Raw genomic sequence first — 17,705 nt, forward strand, 5'->3', positions numbered from 1 at the left:
AGCAGCCATCAAAACGACTGCGTAGCCGCCAGGCGTGCGTGGCCAGTGGTCGGACTCGGCATGTACCGCCGTACTCCGGTTCCTCCGCGCCGGCCGCACCCACCTGGCGGCTGCTCGCTACGTCTTGTTAGCCGCTCTACGCCCAACGCGTCATCCGTGTTGCACCGGTCTGCTCCAGCGGACCGGCCAGGCCGCTTCCCGCGAGGGAGGCGGCCTTCTTTTGTGGCTGCGCAAGCGTAACGCCTGCGGCCACGCTCACCTGGATGGCGTGCAGCTGAACCTGGCAACGATTGCGCAATGTACGCACTTGACGTGGCCGATCCCTGCGAGGAGCGAACGTTCCATACATCCGAAGCACACTGCAAACCATTGCCCGTGTGTGGAAAAGATTGAACGAGCGCGACCATTGTGCAGATTTCGACAGATTTTCCATCAATTTCCCCTGATCGCGGCCGCTATCGACTTCACACATTCGTAACGCCCCTCCCCCGGGCAAGGTCGAGACCTATGCATTCCTTCCACCGGCTTTCCGTCGGCACCCGCTTGTCCGCGTTACTGACGCTGGTCATTGCCCTCTCGCTTGGCGCCCTGGCGCTGATGATCTATCGCCAATCGGCCAGCGACATCGAATCGCAGGTCAAGGCCGAGCTGCTGTCCAGTACGCGGCTGATGAACCAGTCGGTCGGCATGTACGACGTGACCCTGACCGAAGGCACCCAGCGCCTGGGCAGCGTCTTCGACGACATGCTCGGCAGCGGCGCGCGCCAGCTCGACACCACCACCACCGTGAAGATCGGCGACCAGGACACCCCGACCCTGCGCACCGGCACGCAGGCGCAGAACCTCAATTTCACCGCAGTGGACCGCTTTGCGCAGGCCACCGGCGGCGTCGCGACCATCTTCGCGCGCACCGGCGACGACTTCGTGCGCATCACCACCTCGCTGCGCAACAAGCAGAACGAGCGCGTGATCGGCACCCTGCTCGACCGCAAGGGCAAGGCTTACGCCGCGCTGGCCGAAGGCAAGGCCTTCACCGGCCAGGCGCAGTTGTTTGGCGACCAGTACATGACCCACTACCAGCCGCTGCGTAATGCCGCCGGCGAGGTGATCGGCGCGCTGTTTGTCGGCCGCAACTACACCCAGGGCCTGGCCGCACTGAAGGCCCAGGTCAGCACCACCAAACTGGGCCAGGACGGCTATTTCGTCATCGTCGACATGGCTCCCGGCGAGCACCAGGGCCAGGTCATCGCCGCGCCGGCCGGCACACCGGCCACGCTGGCGGCACTGGTACCGGCCGAACAACAGGCCCAGCTGCAATCGGTGCTGGACGGCAAACTGGCCAGCACCACGCTGCAACTGCGCGACGCCAAGGGCGCCAGCCAGGCCTACGAGGTCACCGCGCAGCGCTACACGCCGTGGCAGTGGGCGGTGATCGGCACCCAGCCGCACACGGCGATCGATGGGCCGCTGGATGCATTGATGGGCAGCATGCTGCTGCTCTCGCTGGTGGTGCTGGTGCTGTGCATCGCGGTGGTGTTCGTGGCCGCGCGCAAGATGGTCACCCGCCCGCTGCTCGCCGTGGAGCGCGTGCTGGGCGACGTGGCCGCCGGCCGTCTGGACAGCACCATCGAGGTCGATCGCCAGGACGAACTGGGCCGCCTGCTGCTCAGCGCCCGTACCATGCGCGACGACCTGCGTGCACGCCTGGAGCGCGATCAGTTGATCGCCAACGAAGCGTTGCGCATCCGCGTGGCGCTCGACGATGTCACCACCAATGTCATGATTGCCGATGCGGATCGCCGCATCGTCTATGTCAACCGCCCCCTGCAGCGCATGCTCAAGAATGCCCAGGACGACCTGCGCCGTGACCTGCCGCACTTCGATGCAGACGCCTTGATCGATGCCAGCATCGACCAGTTCCATCGCAAACCCGAGCATCAGGCGCGCATGCTGGATCAGCTCACCGGCACGCATACCGCACAGATCGTGGTCGGTGGCCGCACCATGCGCCTGATCGTCAATCCGGTCGTCAGCCCGGCCGGCGAACGCATGGGCTTCGTCGTCGAGTGGGCCGACCGCACCCAGGAAGTGCAGGTGGAAGAAGAAGTCGCACGGATCGTGCAGGCCGCCGCTGCCGGCGATCTGAGTGAGCGGGTTGGCACCGCCGGCAAGCAGGGCTTTTTGCTGCAGCTCGCGCAGCAGCTCAACATGTTGCTGGACAACAACGCCGACGGCCTGTCGCGGGTGTCCGCGCTGCTGTCGTCGCTGTCGCAGGGCGACCTCACCGCACGCATGGAGGGCGACCTGCAAGGCGTGTTCGCCACCATCCGCGACGATGCCAACGCCACCGCCGACCAGCTGGCAGGCATCGTGCGCCGCATCAAGGACTCCTCGCTGGCAATCAACTCGGCCGCCACCGAAATCGCCACCGGCAATAGCGACCTCTCGCGCCGCACCGAACAGCAGGCCGCCGCGCTGGAAGAAACCGCCGCCTCCATGGAAGAGCTCACCGCCACCGTCAAGCAGAACGCCGACAACGCCGACCAGGCCAACCGCCTGGTGTTGAACGCCGCCGGCGTGGCCGCGCAAGGCGGCGATGTGGTTGGCCGCGTGGTCACCACCATGGCCGACATCGACGCCTCGTCCAAGAAGATCGCCGAGATCATCAGCGTGATCGATGGCATCGCGTTCCAGACCAATATCCTGGCCTTGAACGCCGCAGTGGAAGCCGCGCGTGCCGGCGAACAGGGCCGTGGCTTTGCGGTGGTCGCCTCCGAAGTGCGCACCCTCGCCCAGCGTTCGGCCGGTGCCGCCAAGGAGATCAAACACCTCATCGAGGATTCGGTGACGCGCATCGGCAACGGCGCCGCGCTGGCCTCGGAAGCCGGCAGCACCATGCAGCAGGTGGTCAGCAGCGTGCAGCGCGTGACCGACATCATGGGCGAGATCACCAGCGCCTCGCGCGAGCAGGCCGCCGGCATCACCCAGGTCAACCAAACCGTCACCCAGATGGACGAAACCACCCAGCAGAACGCCGCACTGGTGGAAGAAGCCACCGCCGCTGCCCGCTCGATGGAAGAGCAGGCCGCGCAATTGGTGGACGCGGTGGCCGTGTTCCGGCTCGAGCAGGAAGACCGCCTGAGCACGCTGCTGGCCAACGCCCGCCACGCCTATCACTGAGACGCCAACCACGATTCCGCGCAGCGACATCAACGCATCGCGCCGTTGGCTGGCTGCATCACAAAAAGCGATGCAGCCAGATCAACTCGACTGGTGCTTGCCCGATTACTGTTGCAGGACCTTACGCGCATGGATGCCGCGTAAGTGCTTTACCGGGACTTACGTGCAGTGTGTCGCGCGAGGGTGGACTGGCAAGGGCTCTGCAGCAAAACGCGAGGAGTCGAGTGCGCGGTGCCCTCGCCGCTCGCGGGACACGCCGTGAACCCGTCCATGGGGGCTCGATGACGGCATCCATGCCGCCAACGGTCCCGCAATCGGCGAGGACACCGCACCAGATAGTTCGCTGGTGGTTTGTTGAGGAGCGAGCAAACCCGGGCCGGACAGTTGCCAACTGCTCTGTTGAGACTCTGCGCACCGACCATCTCGACTGGTCCTTGTCCGCTCACCGTCGCAGGACCCTTGGCGGCATGGATGCCGCCACGGAGCTTACAGGGACGTACTTGCAGCGTGTCCTGCGATGGTGAGCGGGCAAGGGCCCCGCAGCACACTTGCAGCGTCGAGTGTGCGGTGCCCTCACCGCTCGCAGGACACGCCGTGAACCCATCCATGGGGGCTCGATGGCGGCATCCATGCCGCCAACGGTCCCGCAATCGGCGAGGACGCCGCACCAGATAGTTCGCTGGTGGTGTGTTGAAGAGCGAACAAACCCGGGCCGGACAGTCGCCAACTGCTCTGCTGAGACTCTGCGCACCGATCATCGCGACGGGTCCTTGTTCGCTCACCGTCGCAGGACCCTTGGCGGCATGGATGCCGCCACGGAGCTTACAGGGACGTACTTGCAGCGTGTCCTGCGATGGTGGGCGGGCAAGGGCCCTGCAGCACACTTGCAGCGTCGAATGCGCTGCGCCATCGCCGCGCGGAACACGCCGTGAACCCATCCATGATGGCTCGATGGCGGCATCCATGCCGCCATCGGTCCCCGCACACCGCACACCGCACTACGCAGGTGGCTGGTTGCTGCGCCGAAGAACCAACACATCGCGCCAAAACCGTGCTGGTTGCTGCGTTGAAAGCTCCGCGCCTCGACCACCGCGACTGATCCTTACCAATGACAGGCAGACGAGTCTTGTCGGCGGCGCTTAAAGATTTCGCTTTGCCGCCGATATCAAGGCGACGCCGGGACAACCCTCCGGGCGTCTTCCCGCTACCACTGTGCTTGTGCCCATGTCCGAAGGCGATACCTCAGAGCTCGACCACGACGCCGATCACCTCGCCGAAGGTGACGAGCGCTATCTGCTGCGCAACAAGCGGCAGATCCGTGGACTGCTGCAACAACTGATCGACCAACGTGCCGTGGTGACCATGCATGTGGCCGGCCGCGACATGGCCGTGCCCACCGCCGTGCTGGAAGTGGACGAAGACGACGACTGCGTGATCCTGGACGGCAGCCATAACGACGCCTCCAACCGAGCCATCGAACAGGCCAAGTACCTGCTCTGTTACGCGCAGCTGGAACGGGTCAACATCCGCTTCCGCCTGGAAACGCCGGAGCGGCTGGAACGCGACATCCACGTTGCCTTCCGCGCCACCCTGCCCGATTCGCTCTATCACCTGCAGCGCCGCGAATCGTACCGGCTGGAAACGCCCATCACCGATTCGCCCGCCTGCACCATCCGCCAGGATGCCGCCAGCGGTGGCAATCTCAACCTGCAGCTGCGGGTGATCGACATCAGCAGCGGCGGCCTTGCGGTGTCACTGACCACCGGCATGCCGCTGCTCGATCCGCAACACACCTACCGCGACTGCACCCTGCAGCTGCCCGATTCCGCGCCCATCGCGCTGCCGCTCACCGTGTGCAGCCAGTACAAGATGACCTTGCCCAACGGCAGCGAAGGCTTCCGGGTGGGCATGCAATTCAGCGACCTGCCGCGTGGCGCGGACGAAACCATCCAGCGCTACATCTTCCGGGTCGACCGCCAGCGCAATGCGCGCAAGAGCGGCGTGTTCTGAACCCTCCCGCACCACCGCCCCCCTGCACCTAAAGTTGCCGCCGCAGGCGCCGATGTTGCAAGGGTAAGCCTCTGCCGCAATCCGACATTAGCCGCAACGCCCGGAGTTTCCATGAACGATAAAAGCACTGCCACCGGCACCGGTGGTGAATTCCTCAGCTTCGCCCTGGGCGAAGAGCACTACGGCGTGGACATCCTGAAAGTGCAGGAAATCCGCGGCTATGACTCGGTGACCCGTCTGCCGGACGCGCCCGACTACATCAAGGGTGTGATCAACCTGCGCGGCACCATCGTGCCGGTGATCGACCTGCGCCTGAAGCTGCGCCTGAAAGAAGCGCGCTACGACGCCTTCACCGTGATGATCGTGCTCAACGTCGAAGACCGCGTGGTCGGCATCGTCGTCGACAGCGTCTCGGACGTGATCCCGCTCAACGACGATCAGATCCGCCCCACCCCGGAATTCGGCGCTGCCGTCGATACCCGCTTCATCTCCGGCATCGGCACCCAGGACGATCGCATGCTGATCCTGCTGGATATCGAAACCCTGCTCGACAGCACCGAGCTCGGTCAGCAGCAACTGGCCGAAGAAGCCGCCTGAGTTCCACAGGCCAACTGGCCGGCGCAAGCGGTCGTCGGTGGGTGTGCAGTGCAGGATCGCGACGGCTTTGGCCCAGGCGATCTTGGCGCTCCCACGCCCATCGACGGCCGCTTCGCCGTTGTGGCGAGCCCAAGCGCTGGGCGTAATGCCATCTGGTGTCGGGAAGCTCCTGACACGAGACGCACAACGATAATGAAGTGAGATGTAAATCACGTTTTTCCGATTCAAGTTGAACGGCAGCTAGCCGATAGCTGAATAGAAGCCCGCGCACCTAAACGGGTCACCGTTCGACTTTTGATTCTGGAGAATCTCTATGAAGTTCCTGCTCTCGCTCCTCCCCGTTGCTGCTCTCGTGATCGTTGCCCCCACGCTGTCGGCTCAATCGCAGGAAATGATTCCGCCGGAAATGGCGACCCGCTTCGTCGGCAAGGACGGCATGGTGTGCGGCAAGGTCGAAAAGGCCAAGTACGCGCAGAGCTCGGAGGGTGAACCGACCTTCCTGTACATGGGCGGCATGTTCCCGCGCCACACCTTCTCGGCCCGCATCGACGGCGCCAACCGCGGCAAGTTCAGCTTCGCCCCGGAATCGCTGGAAGGAAAGGACGTCTGCGTCCTCGGCAAGATTCAGCGCGACAGCTCGCGTGCCGAAATCGAAGTCAGCTCGCCGGCCAGCCTGAAGCTTGCGACCATCAAGTAATTGCAGAGCACAACGCCACGTCCCAGGACGTGGCGTTGTGCTGTAAGCGGTTATGCGGACTGACTTCTACGGGGGAATCGTGTCAATGCAATGGATCAACAATCTGAAACTGATGCCGCGCCTGATGCTGGCGTTCGGCATCGTGCTGCTGATCATGCTTATCCAGGGGATCATCGCTTACTCGGGCCTGGCGTCGCTCAACGATGTAACCCGCGAGCTGGCAGGCAACACCATGTCCAGCGTGCGCGAAGCCGGCGATCTGCGCGGCATGCTCGGTGAATACCGGAATGCGTCTTATCAAAATCTCGTGCGTGCCAGCGATTCGGTCAAGCAGGAAGCACGGACCCGCGCCAAGAATCTGCAGGTCGAGATCGACAAGACGATCAAGACTTACCCGCAGCTGATCGAAGGCCCGGAGCAGAAGAAGCTGTTCAACACCTTCGTCGAAGACTGGAAGAAGGCCTCGGCCTCCTACGCCAGTGTCAACGAAATGCTCGAACTCAATCTCCCCGACGATGCCGTGGACACCTTCGTGGGTGAGACGCGCACCTTGCACAACAAGGCCAAGGATTCACTGGCCGCGTTGATCGCCGAAGACAACCGCCTGGCGCAGGCTGCCAAGGCCAAGGCCGAATCGGTGCATGCCACCTCGGTCACCCTGACCGTGCTGGTGGTGCTGATCGGCGTTGCCGGCGGCCTGGGTCTGGCGTTCCTGTTTGCCCGCGCCATCGTGCGCAGCATGCGTGGCGCCGTGGCCACTGCCTCCGAAATTGCCGGCGGCAAGCTCGATGGCCAGATCAATGTGCAGGGCCAGGACGAAGTGGGCGAGCTGATGCGCGCCATGCAGCGCATGCAGCGCGACCTGCGTGAGCGCATCGAACGCGACCAGCAGGTGGCCAACGAAAACCTGCGCATCCGCATCGCACTGGACAAGTCCTCCACCGGGCTGTTCATCACCGATACCGAGCGCAAGCTGATCTACGCCAACGACTCGTTCAAGAAGACCGTGGCGCATTACGAAGGCAGCATCCGTCTGGCTTCCAGCGACTTCGACGCGTCCAAGGTCATCGGCCAGCATGTGAGCTACCTCGGCCTGTCCGACGCCACGCTGCGCAAGGCCATGGCCGCGCTGGATCGCGACGGCACCACCACCTTCGAAGAACGCTTCGGCGAAGCGGTGTTCGCCCAGACCGTCACCACCATCCAGGACGAAGATGGCCAGTGGGTGGGCGATGTCTGCGAATGGCGCGACCGCACCATCGAAGTCCAGGTCGAAGACGAAGTGGCCCGCATCGTGCGCGCCGCCGCTGCTGGTGACATGACCGGCCGCGTCGATACCGACGGCAAGCAGGGCTTCTTCCTGCAGCTGGCCCAGCAGCTCAACGGCTTGCTGGACGCCAACGCCGCTAGCATCGAGCAGATCTCGGCATTGCTCTCGGCGCTGTCGCGGGGCGACCTCACCGTGCGTATGCAGGGCGAGTTCAAGGGCGTGTTTGCGCAGATGCGTGACGATGCCAATGCCACTGCCACGCAGCTGGCCGACATCGTGGGCCGCATCAAGCTCTCGTCGACGGCGATCAATGCCTCGGCAGGCGAAATTGCCTCCGGCAACCAGGACCTGTCACAGCGCACCGAGCAGCAGGCCGCCAACCTGGAAGAAACAGCCGCTTCGATGGAGGAACTCACCTCCACCGTGCGTCAGAACGCCGAGAGCGCCCGCCAGGCCAACCAGCTGGCGATCGGTGCAACCGGCGTCGCCTCGCAAGGTGGCGAAGTGGTGTCGCAGGTGGTCAACACCATGTCCGGCATCGAAGCCTCGTCCAAGAAGATCGCCGACATCATCTCGGTCATCGACGGCATCGCGTTCCAGACCAACATCCTGGCCTTGAACGCAGCGGTGGAAGCCGCACGTGCCGGCGAACAGGGCCGCGGCTTTGCGGTGGTGGCTTCGGAAGTGCGCACGCTGGCACAGCGTTCGGCCGGTGCCGCCAAGGAAATCAAGGGCCTGATCGACGACTCCGTGCACAAGGTGGCCGAAGGCTCGGCGCTGGTGCGCAAGGCCGGCAGCACCATGGCCGAAATCGTCGCCAGCGTGCAGCGCGTCACCGACATCATGGGTGAGATCTCCGCCGCCTCGCAGGAGCAGTCCGCAGGCATCGAGCAGGTCAACCAGACCATCACCCAGATGGACGAAACCACCCAGCAGAACGCCGCGTTGGTGGAAGAAGCCACTGCTGCCGCCCGCTCGATGGAAGAACAGGCCGGCCACCTTGCCGAAGCGGTGTCGGTGTTCAAGCTGGACACGCCTGCAGCACCCGTCCACGCCCGCCCGGCAGCCTCACGCCCGGTCGCGGTGAAGACGGCTGCCAAGCCGGCACGCAGCGCTGCAGCACCCGCTCGTCCGGCCAAATCCGAAACCGCCCTGGCGGATGGAAACTGGCAAGAGTTCTGAGGTGTAGATTGACCCGACAACGCCCCGGTCTCCCGGGGCGTTGTGCATTTGGGGCACGGCACGCTGCCGCAGGCACAGTGGTGTGCAGCCCCCCTGCAGTGCGACCGCCCGTCGTCGCGGATGCACCCGCTGCAAATGGCGCTTCAGTGCATGCCAACGTGGCCGATACCTGGTTATAGCTCACCACGCGTATGGATATGACGACGACCTCCACTCCCGCATCAGACACACGCGAGTTCGACTTTGGCGACCGCGATTTCAAGCGCGTCTGCGACCTGATCTATCAGCGGGTCGGCATCGCCCTGGCTCCCGCCAAACGCGACATGGTCTATGGCCGGCTGTCGCGCCGTTTGCGCGTCCTCGGCCTGCGCTCGTTCCGCGAATACCTGGACCAGCTCGAATCCGGCAACGACGATGAGGAATGGCAGGCGTTCACCAATGCGCTGACCACCAACCTCACCTCGTTCTTCCGCGAGCCGCACCACTTCGACAAGCTGCGCGAAGAACTGCAGAAGCGTGCCTCGCAGGCACCGCTGAAGATCTGGTCGTGCGCCGCCTCCACCGGCGAGGAGCCCTACTCCATCGCCATTACTGCCTGCGAAGCCTTCGGCACGCTCACCCCGCCGGTGAGCATCGTCGCCACCGACGTCGACACGCAGGTGCTGGAAACCGCCTCGCGCGGCGTCTACGCCATCGACCGCGTCGCCTCGCTGGATGCGGCGATCAAGCGCAAGTATTTCCAGCGCGGCAGCGGCCCCAACGAAGGCAAGTGCCGGGTCATTCCTGCACTACGGCAGTTGATCGAATACCGCCAGTTGAACCTGTTGTCCTCACGCTACGACGTTGGCGGCCCGTATGCGGCGCTGTTCTGCCGCAACGTAATGATCTACTTCGACAAGCCCACCCAACGCGGCATCCTGTCGCGCCTGGTCACCCACATGGGCGACGACGGCTTGCTCTACACCGGACACTCGGAGAATTACCTGCATGCGGCCGACCTGATCCAGCCGTGCGGGCGCACGCTGTATCGGCGCGCCCCGCGCGCAGGAGCCGGATCATGAGCACCGCCGTGCAAGTCGACGATGTCATGCGCTACCGCGATTCGCGGTTCCAGACCATCGCCGCCAAGCTGCTGCCCACCCAGTACCTGGTGGTCGATGACGACACCGCGTTGACGACCACCTTGGGATCGTGCGTTGCGGCCTGTCTTCGCGACCCGGTGCTGAAGATCGGTGGCATGAACCACTTCCTGCTGCCGGAAGGTCAGGTCGGGGATGGCGCACCCGCGCGCTATGGCAGTTATGCGATGGAGTTGCTGATCAACGACATGCTCAAGCGCGGCGCACACCGTAAGCGTATCGAGGCCAAGGTCTTCGGTGGCGCCAACGTGCTCAAGGGCTTCACCAGCAACCCGGTGGGCACGCGCAACGCCGAGTTCGTCCGCCAGTACCTGCAGGCCGAGCACATTCCCATCATTGCCGAAGATCTGTGCGGCATCCATCCGCGCAAGGTGTGGTTCTTCCCGACGACTGGCCGCGTCGTGGTGCAGCGCCTGCCGCACGCACACGAAGCCGAAGTCGCCGCCGCCGAATCGGCCGTGCGCGCCCGTCTGTCCAAAGCCCCGGTCACCGGTGGCGTGGAGTTGTTCGAATGACGCTGGAAACTCCTGTGCGTGTGTTGATCGTCGACGACTCGGCGGTTGTGCGTCAGATGCTCACCGAAATCCTCTCGAGCGACCCCGGCATCGAAGTCGTCGGCTCGGCCGCCGACCCGTTGCTGGCGCGCGAAAAGATCAAACGCCTCAATCCGGACGTGATCACGCTGGATGTCGAAATGCCGCGCATGGACGGGCTGGTGTTCCTGGAAAACCTCATGCGCCTGCGCCCCACCCCGGTGGTCATGATTTCCTCGCTGACCGAGCGCGGCGCCGACACCACGCTGCAGGCGCTGTCGCTGGGCGCGGTGGATTTCATCTCCAAGCCCAAGATCGACGTTGCGCGTGGCCTGGAAGGCTATGCCGAAGAAATCGTCAGCAAGGTCAAGATGGCCGCCAAGGCCAAGGTGAGCGCGCTCAATCGTCCCAGCGCGCCCAAGATCACCCTGGACATGCAGTCCGCGCCCGTGCCGGGCAGCGCGCTGCGTTTCCGCACGACTGACCGCCTGATTGCCATCGGCGCCTCCGCCGGCGGCACCGAGGCGCTGCGCGTGGTGCTGGAACACATGCCGGCCGATGCCCCTGCGGTGGTCATGACCCAGCATCTGCCGGCCAGCTTCAGCACCGCGTTTGCCGAGCGCCTGAATCGCCACTCGGCGATGTCGGTGCGCGAAGCCAGCGACGGCGAAGCCATTCTGCCGGGCCACGCCTACCTGCCGCCGGGCGGCCAGCATCTGCGCATCATCCGTGACGGTGCGCGCTGGCGCTGCCGTATCGACGACGGCCCGCCGGTCAACCGCCACAAGCCGGCGGTGGACGTGCTGTTCCGTTCCGTCGCCGCCAACGCCGGCCCGAATGCGGTGGGCGCCATCCTCACCGGCATGGGCGACGACGGCGCACGCGGCCTGCTGGAAATGCTGCAGGCCGGTGCGCCCACGCTGGTGCAGGACGAAGCCAGCAGCGTGGTCTGGGGCATGCCCGGGGCTGCCTACAAACTGGGCGCTGCGCAGGAAGTGGTGCCACTGGAACGCGTGGCCGAACGCCTCATCGCGCTGTCGGCACAGGCACGCTGAAGCGTATGACCGCACCTCCCCCGCATCCAGCCGACCCCGCGGCGGACCCCGGCAGTCCGGGATCCGCCGCAGCCGGCCATGCGGAAACGCCGACACAGATCGATGTCATGCCGGGAGAGAGAGCGTCGGACACCCGTTCGCGCCTGCTCGCCCAGGCCCTGGATGGCAGCAGCAGCGCCATCCTGATCTGCGATCTGCAATCGCGCCTGCTGTACGCCAACGATGGCTTCGAGCGCATGTTCGGCTACACCGAAGCCGAACTGGTCGGCCAGCGGCCCTCGCACGTGCTGACCCGTGCGCTCAGTGACCAGACCGAGGTTGCGCGCATCCGCGAACGCGCCGATGCCTTGCAACAGACCCAGGCCGACCTGCTGGTGTACCGCAAGGACGGCACGCCGCTGTGGATCTCGCTCAACTTCAACCCGATCTACGACGCCCAGCACAACCCATCGCATTACGTCGCGGTGCTTACCGACATCACCGAAACCAAAATGCACGAAGTGCTGCAGCACCGCGTGCTGGAGGCGCTGGTGCAAGAGCGCCCGCTAATCGAAGTGATGACGCTGATCTGCACCGAGGTGGAACGCATCGCCCCGGAAGTGCTGGCCACGGTGATGAGCGCCGACAACGACGGCTGCCTGCACTCGCTGGCCGCGCCCAGCCTGCCGCCCGAGTATGCCGATGCGGTCAATGGCCTGAAGATCGGCCCCGGTGCTGGCGCCTGCGGCACCGCTGCCTGGCGCGGCCGCGCGGTGATGGTGGAAGACATCGCCAACGATCCGCTGTTTACCCATTTCCGTGATCTGCTGTTGCCGATGGGCCTGCGCGCCTGCTGGAGCACGCCGATCCGCGCCAACAGCTCGCGCGTGCTCGGCACCTTTGCGCTGTATTACCGCAGTGTGCGGCGCGCCGATGCCTGGCACGTCAAGCTCACTGACCTGTGCCAGCAGCTGTGCACCCTGGCGCTGGAGCGCGAACAGATCCGCCAGCGCGTGCATCAACTGGCCTTCTATGACGCACTCACCGGCCTGCCCAACCGCATCATGTTCAGTGCCCGCGCCGAGCAAGCCCTGACGCATGCCGAATATGCCGGCGAGCCGGCTGCATTGATGTTCATCAACATCGACCGCTTCAAGCTGATCAACGACAGCCAGGGCCACGCGGCCGGCGACGGCTTGTTGCGCGACATCGCATTGCGTATCGGTGAACAGCTCACCGCCACTGCCATGCTGGCGCGCCTGGCCGGCGATGAATTCGCCCTGGCCCTGCCGCAATGCAGCGCCGAGCAGGCCAGCGCCACCGCCGAACGCCTGCTCGGCACCATCGCCGGCCCGCTACCAGTGGGCCACATGACCGTGCACCCGTCTGCCAGCATCGGCGTGGCGATGTTTCCCGAGGACGGGCGCGACATCAACATCCTGCTGCGGCATGCCGATCTGGCAATGAACCGCGCCAAGAAGGAAGGCGGCGGGCGTTTCCGTTTCTTCAGTGCCGACATGAATCGCATGGCGCAGGAGCGCGTGGCATTGGAAGCAGAGCTGCGCCAGGCGATCGGCCGCAATCAACTGCAGCTGCACTACCAACCGCAACTGCTCAGCCAGGCGCCGCATGCACTGTATGGCGTGGAAGCCTTGTTGCGCTGGAACCACCCGCAACTGGGCGCCGTGTCGCCTGCGCGCTTCCTGCCGGTGGCCGAAGAGCAAGGCATGATGCCGCAGCTCAACGACTGGGTGCTGCGTCGCGCCTGCGAACAGGTTGCCGATTGGCGCCAACGCGGCGTGCCGGTGGCGCGGGTCTCGGTCAATCTGTCGGCGAGCAGCTTTGAAAGCCCGCGCATGCTCACCGACCTGCTGCGCCTGATCGACGACATGGGCGTGCAGCCGTCGGACCTCACCCTGGAAATGACCGAGAGCGTGATGCTCTCCGGCCAGCCCGGCGTGCTGGAGAACCTGCACGCCATCCGCGAAGCCGGCATCTCCTTGTCGCTGGACGACTTCGGCACCGGCTATTCCAGCCTGAGCCACCTGCACCGCCTGCCGATCGACGAACTCAAGCTCGACATGAGCTTCGTGCGCGACATCGAACACAGCGAAGACGCGCGCGCACTCACCACCTCGGTGCTGCGCATCGGCGAGCACCTGCGCAAGCACGTGGTCGCCGAAGGCGTGGAGAACGAAGCCCAACGCCTGCTGCTGGCCGATCTGGGTTGCGAAGTGCTGCAGGGCTACCTGTTCTCGCGCCCCCTACCCGCCGCCGCTCTGGAAGCCTGGCTGGGCGCACAGCCCTGACAGTTGCCTGTCGGGCCGGCACGCTCACTCGCTGCAACCGGTGGCGCTTTAAGTTGCCACTTGCCGGATCAAGGCGATCGACGCGCGACGCGCGGCGACGAACCGTTCCCGATCCAACGTCCGTCCCAACCAGCCCAGCAACTGCGCATTGACGAAGGCCGGGTTCTCCAATGTGGCGATGTGGCCCGCATCGGGAACCAGCTCGTAATCGCAGTTGATCACCTCGGCCATCAGCAACAGTTCTTCCACCGGCCGGGGAATGTCGTACTCGCCACCCATCAGCAGTGTGGTGGCCGGATTCAGATGTGCAAGGCGTTCCAGCGCATCCTCGCGCCCGAAGATCAATCGCCCCAGCGGCACGATCGCGTCCCGCAACTGGTCGGGCGACAACGCCGCCAGGCGTTGTGCGAACGCCCCAGGCAAAGGCGAGGCCAGATCGATCGCCGGGCGGAAGAACAACGGCACGATCGCCGACACCAGCGTCGGCGTCACCTGCCCCGCCGTGGCGATGGCATCCAGCAGGCCGAAGTAGCGCTCACGCGTCACCTGCGGCTCGGCCCCCAGATAGGTATCCATCAGCACCAGGCTGCGCACGCGCGTTGGCGCCATCAGCGCCAGTTCCGCGGCCCACATGCCGCCAACGGACAGCCCGACCACGGCGCACTCTTCGATCTGCAACGCATCCAACAATGCCAGCATCTGTCGCGCCAGGTCACCGATGGTCTGCGTACCGGCCGGCAACGGCCCCGATGCGCCATGCCCCCACAACTCGGGAACGATGACGCGATAGTGCGGTGAGAGGGCCTGGATCTGCGGTTCCCACATTGCCGCATCCCAGAGGTAACTGTGTCCCAGCAACACCGGGAACCCGTGACCATGTTGTGCGTAGTGCAGCGGTTGACCAGCGATGGTGCAAGTGGGCATTGGACATCGAACGGCAGTGGCGGAAGCGGCGACACTCTAGACCCGTGCACTTCAGATTTTTGTTGCAACGCGCCAGAGGAGTTATCTGCGATTTGCCTTGGCGCACGCACTTGTGCGGCCAAACGAAGCCAGTGCCCGTTAAACGAAAAACGCCCGGCAATGCCGGGCGTTTTGCGACGAACGTGCTGCGCTCGATCAGGCAGCGACGGTGTCGGCCACGTCCTGATATTCCTGGATCTGATCGAAGTTCATGTAGCGGTAGATCTGCTCGCCACTGGTCTTGATCACGCCCACATCGGCCATGTACTCGTCCTTGGTCGGGATGCGACCCAGACGCGAGCAAATTGCCGCCAGCTCCGCCGAACCCAGGTACACGTTGGTGTTGCGGCCCAGGCGGTTCGGGAAGTTACGCGTGGAAGTGGAGAACACCGTGGCGCCCTCGCGTGCCTGCGCCTGGTTGCCCATGCACAGCGAGCAGCCCGGCATTTCCATGCGTGCACCGGCCGCGCCGAAGGTGCCGTAATGGCCTTCCTTGGTCAGCTCGGAGGCGTCCATCTTGGTCGGCGGTGCCACCCACAGGCGGGTCGGGATGTCGCGCTTGCCTTCCAGCAGCTTCGCCGCGGCACGGAAGTGGCCGATGTTGGTCATGCACGAACCGATGAACACTTCGTCGATCGCCGCACCGGCAACCTCCGACAGCGTCTTGACGTCGTCCGGGTCGTTCGGGCACGCCACGATCGGCTCATGGATATCGGCCAGATCGATCTCGATCACCGCGGCGTACTCAGCATCGGCATCGGGCTGCAGCAGTTGCGGATCGGCCAGCCACTCTTCCATCTTCTTGATACGGCGGCCCAGGGTGCGCGCATCGGCATAGCCTTCGGCAATCATCCAGCGCAGCAGGGTGATGTTGCTGGTCAGGTATTCGATGATCGGCGCCTTGTCCAGGTGCACGGTGCAACCGGCCGCGGAACGCTCGGCGGACGCGTCGGACAGCTCGAACGCCTGCTCCACCTTCAGGTTCGGCAAGCCTTCGATTTCCAGGATGCGGCCGGAGAAGATGTTCTTCTTGCCCTGCTTGGCCACGGTCAGCAGACCGTCCTTGATCGCGTACAGCGGGATCGCGTTGACCAGGTCACGCAGGGTCACGCCCGGCTGCATCTCGCCCTTGAAGCGCACCAGCACGCTCTCGGGCATGTCCAGTGGCATCACGCCGGTGGCGGCGGCAAAGGCCACCAGGCCGGAGCCGGCCGGGAACGAAATGCCAATCGGGAAACGGGTGTGCGAGTCGCCGCCGGTGCCGACGGTGTCGGGCAGCAGCATGCGATTGAGCCAGCTATGGATCACGCCGTCGCCCGGGCGCAGCGACACGCCGCCGCGGGTGGAGATGAACTCCGGCAGCGTGTGGTGGGTCTTGACGTCCACCGGCTTCGGATACGCCGCGGTGTGGCAGAACGACTGCATCACCAGGTCGGCCGAGAAGCCCAGGCAGGCCAGGTCCTTCAGCTCGTCGCGGGTCATCGGGCCGGTGGTGTCCTGCGAGCCCACCGAGGTCATCTTCGGCTCGCAATAGGTGCCCGGGCGCATGCCCTGGCCTTCCGGCAGACCGCAGGCGCGGCCCACCATCTTCTGTGCCAGCGAGAAGCCCTTGCCGGTGTCCGGCGGGTCCATCGGCAGACGGAACAGGTCCGAGGCCGGCAGACCCAGGAATTCGCGTGCCTTGGCGGTGAGGCCACGGCCCACGATCAGCGGAATGCGGCCACCGGCGCGCACTTCGTCGAACAGCACGTCCGACTTCATCGCGAACTCGGCAATCACCTGCCCGTCCTTCAGCGCCTTGCCGTCGTACGGACGCAGCTCGACCACGTCGCCGTGCTCCATCTGCGACACGTCCAGCTCGATCGGCAACGCACCGGCGTCTTCCATCGTGTTGTAGAAGATCGGCGCGATCTTCGACCCCAGGCACACGCCGCCGAAGCGCTTGTTCGGGATGTACGGAATGTCTTCGCCCGTCCACCACAGCACCGAGTTGGTCGCCGACTTGCGCGAGGAACCGGTACCGACCACGTCGCCAACATAAGCAACCAGATGGCCCTTGGCCTTGAGATCGGCGATGGCCTGGATCGGGCCGCGCTTGCCGTCTTCTTCCGGCACGAAGGCCGCGCCTTCGCGCGCATTCTTCAGCATTGCCAGTGCATGCAGCGGGATGTCCGGGCGGGTGGTCGCATCCGGTGCCGGCGACAGGTCGTCGGTGTTGGTTTCGCCCGGCACCTTGAACACGGTGATGGTCATGCTCTGCGGCACTTCCGGCTTGCTGGTGAACCACTCGGCATCGGCCCAGCTCTGCAGCACGGCCTTGGCGTGCGCGTTGCCGGCTTCGGCCTTTTCCTGCACGTCGTGGAACGCATCGAACACCAGCAAGGTGTGCTTGAGCGCTTCGGCGGCGGTGGCGCCGAGCTCGGTGTTGTCCAGCAGCTCGATCAGCGGATGGATGTTGTAACCGCCCAGCATGGTGCCCAGCAGTTCGGTGGCACGCGTCGGCGAGATCAGTGCGCTGGTTTCGGTGCCGAACGCCACCGCGGCCAGGTACGAGGCCTTGACCTTGGCGGCGTCATCCACGCCGGCCGGCACGCGCTGGCTGAGCAGCTCGACCAGGAAGGCCTCTTCGCCGGCGGGCGGGTTCTTCAGCAGCTCGATGACCTCGGCGGTCTGCTGCGCGGTCAGCGGCAGCGGCGGGATACCGAGCGCTTGGCGCTCTGCAACGTGGTGGCGATAGGCTTCCAACATGCGGATTCTCCAAAGGACAGCTAGTGAATGTGTAGAACGTGAA

11 protein-coding genes and 1 other RNA gene are annotated in these 17,705 nt (G+C 65.0%); 10 read left to right on the forward strand and 2 right to left on the reverse strand.

What is annotated here, in order from left to right:
* Positions 1-60: 60 nt before the first annotated feature.
* The 10 genes from ACD584_RS19290 (at position 61) to ACD584_RS19335 (ending at position 13,951) form a co-directional block, all read left to right on the forward strand.
* Positions 61-133: non-coding RNA, sX9 sRNA (locus ACD584_RS19290), on the forward strand.
* A 374-nt stretch (positions 134-507) separates the two neighbouring features.
* Positions 508-3,180: a Cache 3/Cache 2 fusion domain-containing protein gene (locus tag ACD584_RS19295; RefSeq protein WP_076036884.1), complete on the forward strand. Its 2,673-nt coding sequence runs from the start codon at positions 508-510 to the stop codon at positions 3,178-3,180.
* Positions 3,181-4,404: 1,224 nt separating this feature from the next.
* Positions 4,405-5,190, forward strand: a complete 786-nt coding sequence (locus tag ACD584_RS19300; RefSeq protein ID WP_175611641.1) for a flagellar brake protein — start codon at positions 4,405-4,407, stop codon at positions 5,188-5,190.
* A gap of 111 nt (positions 5,191-5,301) precedes the next feature.
* Positions 5,302-5,787 (forward strand): chemotaxis protein CheW, encoded by a 486-nt coding sequence (locus ACD584_RS19305; RefSeq protein ID WP_011037040.1) that lies wholly within the window; start codon positions 5,302-5,304, stop codon positions 5,785-5,787.
* Between the two features lie 313 nt (positions 5,788-6,100).
* Positions 6,101-6,484: a hypothetical protein gene (locus ACD584_RS19310; protein ID WP_005993867.1), complete on the forward strand. Its 384-nt coding sequence runs from the start codon at positions 6,101-6,103 to the stop codon at positions 6,482-6,484.
* 85 nt (positions 6,485-6,569) lie between these two features.
* Positions 6,570-8,936 carry a methyl-accepting chemotaxis protein gene (locus ACD584_RS19315; RefSeq protein WP_068574022.1) on the forward strand — a complete coding sequence of 789 codons (2,367 nt, stop codon included), beginning with the start codon at positions 6,570-6,572 and terminating at the stop codon, positions 8,934-8,936.
* A 191-nt stretch (positions 8,937-9,127) separates the two neighbouring features.
* Positions 9,128-9,997, forward strand: a complete 870-nt coding sequence (locus ACD584_RS19320) for a CheR family methyltransferase (RefSeq protein ID WP_014507620.1) — start codon at positions 9,128-9,130, stop codon at positions 9,995-9,997.
* The gene (gene cheD / locus ACD584_RS19325) at positions 9,994-10,590 is read left to right on the forward strand and encodes a chemoreceptor glutamine deamidase CheD (protein ID WP_011037037.1); all 597 of its coding nucleotides are present in this window, start codon (positions 9,994-9,996) and stop codon (positions 10,588-10,590) included. Before ACD584_RS19320 ends, cheD begins: the two co-directional genes overlap by 4 nt.
* The gene (locus ACD584_RS19330; RefSeq protein ID WP_076036880.1) at positions 10,587-11,663 is read left to right on the forward strand and encodes a chemotaxis response regulator protein-glutamate methylesterase; all 1,077 of its coding nucleotides are present in this window, start codon (positions 10,587-10,589) and stop codon (positions 11,661-11,663) included. The genes cheD and ACD584_RS19330 overlap by 4 nt, the downstream gene beginning before the upstream one ends.
* A gap of 107 nt (positions 11,664-11,770) precedes the next feature.
* On the forward strand, positions 11,771-13,951 hold the full coding sequence (locus ACD584_RS19335; RefSeq protein WP_076036879.1) for an EAL domain-containing protein: 2,181 nt from the start codon (positions 11,771-11,773) through the stop codon (positions 13,949-13,951).
* A gap of 48 nt (positions 13,952-13,999) precedes the next feature.
* Here ACD584_RS19335 and ACD584_RS19340 read toward each other — a convergent pair whose 3' ends face one another.
* Together ACD584_RS19340 and acnB are read right to left on the reverse strand one after the other, a co-directional pair.
* Positions 14,000-14,875, reverse strand: coding sequence for an alpha/beta fold hydrolase (locus ACD584_RS19340; protein WP_076036878.1), 876 nt, complete (start codon positions 14,873-14,875; stop codon positions 14,000-14,002).
* 195 nt (positions 14,876-15,070) lie between these two features.
* Positions 15,071-17,662 carry a bifunctional aconitate hydratase 2/2-methylisocitrate dehydratase gene (gene acnB, locus ACD584_RS19345; RefSeq protein WP_076036877.1) on the reverse strand — a complete coding sequence of 864 codons (2,592 nt, stop codon included), beginning with the start codon at positions 17,660-17,662 and terminating at the stop codon, positions 15,071-15,073.
* Positions 17,663-17,705: the final 43 nt, after the last annotated feature.

It is taken from the genome of Xanthomonas sp. NCPPB 2922 (assembly GCF_041520885.1).
GTDB lineage: Bacteria > Pseudomonadota > Gammaproteobacteria > Xanthomonadales > Xanthomonadaceae > Xanthomonas > Xanthomonas campestris.